Source organism: Bifidobacterium sp. LH_416 (assembly GCF_056357055.1).
This window is the reverse complement of sequence record NZ_JBKEVJ010000009.1, coordinates 1-3,487: the sequence shown is the minus strand read 5'-3', so window position 1 is coordinate 3,487 and position 3,487 is coordinate 1. Positions and strand designations below refer to the sequence as shown.

Genomic DNA, 3,487 nt, shown 5'->3' with positions numbered 1-3,487 from the left:
GGTGGACGAACCTCTGGTATGCCGGTTGTCGCGCCAGCGGCACGGCCGGTTGGCCACGTTCGGAAGGGATAACCGCTGAAAGCATCTAAGCGGGAAGCCTGCTCCAAGATAAGCATTCCATAGGCCCTCGAGGCCTTGAACCCCCCATGAAGAACACGTGGTCGATAGGCCGGACGTGGAAGCCCCGCGAGGGGTGGAGCCGACCGGTACTAACGGGGGACGGCGACACTCAACACCAATTCCATTCGAAGATTGGTGACCGTATTGCGCGAAGACATACGCGGACGACAGAGAGACACTCGGTCGGACACCGCGGTCGGAACACGACGAAACACACATCAGCGTCCACCATCCGGTCCCCGAACCGCCACATAATGCCGGCGGACGATACGTCCGGCCGATAGAATTGAAGATTTGCGGCGGTCATGGCCCAGGGGAGACGCCCGGTCCCATTCCGAACCCGGAAGCTAAGGCCTGGCACGGCGATGGTACTGCACCCGACAGGGTGTGGGAGAGTAGCACACCGCCGCATTCACACTTACAGAGGCCCGGTAGAGCAACAGCTCCCGGGCCTCAACTTTTATCACACTAAACTGCGCACCGGAAGTTGGACGTGGTTTATTAAGGGTAGCTGATCAGGCTGTGAGGGACATGTTCAGGTATTCCTCCGGGGGTATGTCCCTCCAGTCATATCTGCCTTCGTTTGGTGTTCCAGCGGATGATATACTCGTTCAGGTCGGTTTCGAATTGTTTGCATGAGTCGAACGAGAGGTTCTTGTATATGGATCTTACGCAGGTAATTGAGCAGAAACTTGACGAGCTTGAGCAGATTATACCGAGCGAGAATGAGCCTCACCTTCCTCGAGAAGAACGTCGTTATGCCTTAGAGCAGATTGCAGCGACTGAAGAGACGACGGAAGCAAAAATCAAAGCTGTACGTGAGGCTACACCTCTGGAAATGTACCAAGTCAGCATGTTTTAGCCATCAGCTGTCATAATACTGACTTTATCTTTCTCATACAGAGAACTGTCATGTTCTTCCCTTGCAAGGTGCTGCAGATGTGCTACTTGAATATTACAGCCCAATTCGTCCCCAGCTGAGGATATAGGACTGTAATACTCCACGTATTTGCGACGGATTGCTCTGCTCATCGAAATACACATTGCGGTGTATTGCTTCAATAATTAGATGCAAACGTAGCGCAAAATGGCGTGGGCAGAAGTAGTACTTAGACTGGCCACTTTCTTCATTCTCGTCTGCGACAGAAAGCCAGAATTTAGCACTCTTATCGCATGGGGGTGCTGTGTTTTTCTGGCACTGCTTTGTGTTGGTGTATGGTTCATCGTAGCGTGTCATGAGCCCAGTCCGAGCGATCTGCGCCATTCGACCGGGCTCATGCCGTTCAGATGGTGCTTGACGCGCCGCTCTCGATACCAGTGCAGGTACGCGTCGAGCCGTTCCATGAACCCGTCAAGGTCCACGCCACGCCAGTCGCGGTTGTGGAAGAATTCCATTTTGAGGTTGCCGAAGAAGCCTTCCGCGGCCGCGTTGTCCGGGCTGCATCCCTTGCGTGACATGCTTCGCGTCCATCCGGCCCTGTCCATGCGTTCGACCCATCCCGGCCAACGGTAGTGGCATCCGCGGTCGGAATGCACGGTCACGCATCCTCCGGCGCCGACGCGTTCGACCGTCATGTCGAGCATCGTGTTGACGAGGTCCGCGTCGGGACGCCTGCCGATGGTCCACGCCACCGGAAGGCCGTCGAAGCAGTCGATTATCGGGCTCAGGTAGACCTTGCCGGCCGGGATGCGGAATTCGGTGATGTCGGTGACGAGCTTCGCGCCGGGCCTGTCGGCGGCGAAGTCGCGGTCCAGAAGGTTGCCGGGCGCCTGGTCGATCTCGCCGCGGTACGAGCTGTATCCGCGTATGGCGGCCCTCGAGCACGCGGGGACCAGCCCCTCCTCGCGCATGAGCCTTCTGACCACGCCCTCCGAAACCCTCACCCCAGCCCTGAGCAGCCCGTCGCGTACACGCCGGTATCCGTACGTGCCGCGCGAATCGTCGAAGACCCCGCGGATCCGCTGGCGCAGGCCGGAGTACTTGTCATGCCGCATGGCCCTGATCTGGTGGAAGAAGGTCCTGCGCGCCAGACGCAGCGTCGCCAGCAGGTCCTTGAGCGGCCACACGGTCCGGAGTCTCTCGGCGACGACCGCCTTCTCCCTGTTCGTCAGGGTTTCGGGGCCGCCGCCTTGGCCTTTTTCCAGGAGCCTGCCGACCTCCTCGACGACCGCGCACTGCATGCGCAGCAGCCGCACCTGTTCGGTCAGCTCCCTGACCTGCCGGGCCAGCTCGGCGGTGTCGGCCGCCGCATCCCGTCCTCCGGAACCCCGTGTCCGCGCCATCGCCGCCTCCTTCGCCCCGTCGCGCCCGTCCCCCCGATCATAGAGGACGGCCCCGCCACCGTCGGAACGCCGGCACGCGCGCCGCGCGCCCGGCGCGAGCTCGTCGACCCACGACGCCAGCACGCTCCTGGTAGGGTATCCCAGCTCGCGCACCGTACGGGCGAGGCTGCGCCCATGCGACAGGTAATGATCCACCGCCGCCACGCGGTCCTCGAACGACTCCGGCCACGACGCGCGCCCCGAGGCCGCGTCGCCCCTCACCCAGCACCCGATGGCCCTATAGCTCGGACCACCCAGCTCACGGGCAACCGCCCTGAGCGACATGCCATGCACGACCACCATCTCGATCGCGCGGCGACGCTCCTTCTCGGTATACATCGGCACTCCCTCCGATCAAAGTGCCAAAAAACCACCGCACCCCCCATTCGCCAATGTGAAAGAAGCATGACTCTTCACCACGGCCGCGATCATCTTCGCTGGGAACTCCACCGTGGATAATGTCGTCAAATTTATCATTGAACTCGTCCTGTGTCATCACAACTGTTGCACTGGTAATTGCGGCCATTGGTTTGTCTATCTGTACTGTTGCCATTATTTTGTCGTTCCTTCCTTGAAATCGCGGTACCGTACTTGGCATGGTGGGAGATTGTGCTCAGTAATACTGCGTGGATTAATAAAACCTTGTTGAATTTGCTCGAGGAGATTAAGGCAATTGGATATATCAAGCTCAACATCATCCTCGTTGAGGAATATGTCTGGATTAAAGTATTCAGGATAAGTTTCCATTTGCCAGCGTAATGATTTGCCGTCGTACACCGAAACCTCAACTCCTGCTCCGTCTCCGTAATACATCCACGAAACGGCGGCATGATCGGGTAGAGGAAGGACCAGTCCAGAACGATGCTCGATGAGAGCTACAGCACTTTCCTCACGAGAATCAGTTTTGGCCAGCATGTGATTTTGTTCAAGATCACGGCTATTCGCTGTTTGTGGTGGGTGATGGTCAGGTGGTGGTGACGGCTTTGATGTCGAGTTTGCCGCAGGTCAGGTAGATCATGGTGGCGAAGTAGTCCATGTTGCGAAA

The 3,487-nt window shown here is 58.2% G+C and carries 4 protein-coding genes and 2 rRNA genes; 3 read left to right on the top strand and 3 right to left on the bottom strand.

Features of this window, described 5'->3' with window-relative positions; genetic code table 11:
• The 3 genes from AC1AY0_RS11680 to AC1AY0_RS11670 form a co-directional block, all read left to right on the top strand.
• A 23S ribosomal RNA gene (locus AC1AY0_RS11680) occupies positions 1-233 on the top strand; the annotation flags it as partial.
• 182 nt (positions 234-415) lie between these two features.
• Positions 416-532 (top strand): 5S ribosomal RNA (gene rrf, locus AC1AY0_RS11675).
• Between the two features lie 249 nt (positions 533-781).
• A complete protein-coding gene (locus AC1AY0_RS11670; RefSeq protein ID WP_476525151.1) occupies positions 782-982 on the top strand; it encodes a hypothetical protein in 201 nt (66 codons plus the stop codon).
• Positions 983-1,353: 371 nt separating this feature from the next.
• Here the strand turns inward: AC1AY0_RS11670 and AC1AY0_RS11665 are convergent, their stop codons facing one another.
• Genes AC1AY0_RS11665 through AC1AY0_RS11655 form a run of 3 tightly spaced genes read right to left on the bottom strand, consistent with a single transcriptional unit; the run spans position 1,354 to position 3,357 of the window.
• Positions 1,354-2,781 carry an IS3 family transposase gene (locus AC1AY0_RS11665; protein WP_476526484.1) on the bottom strand — a complete coding sequence of 476 codons (1,428 nt, stop codon included), beginning with the start codon at positions 2,779-2,781 and terminating at the stop codon, positions 1,354-1,356.
• Positions 2,702-2,995: a hypothetical protein gene (locus AC1AY0_RS11660; protein WP_476525157.1), complete on the bottom strand. Its 294-nt coding sequence runs from the start codon at positions 2,993-2,995 to the stop codon at positions 2,702-2,704. The genes AC1AY0_RS11665 and AC1AY0_RS11660 overlap by 80 nt, the downstream gene beginning before the upstream one ends.
• Positions 2,995-3,357: a hypothetical protein gene (locus tag AC1AY0_RS11655; protein WP_476525159.1), complete on the bottom strand. Its 363-nt coding sequence runs from the start codon at positions 3,355-3,357 to the stop codon at positions 2,995-2,997. The genes AC1AY0_RS11660 and AC1AY0_RS11655 overlap by 1 nt, the downstream gene beginning before the upstream one ends.
• Between the last annotated feature and the right edge of the window lie 130 nt (positions 3,358-3,487).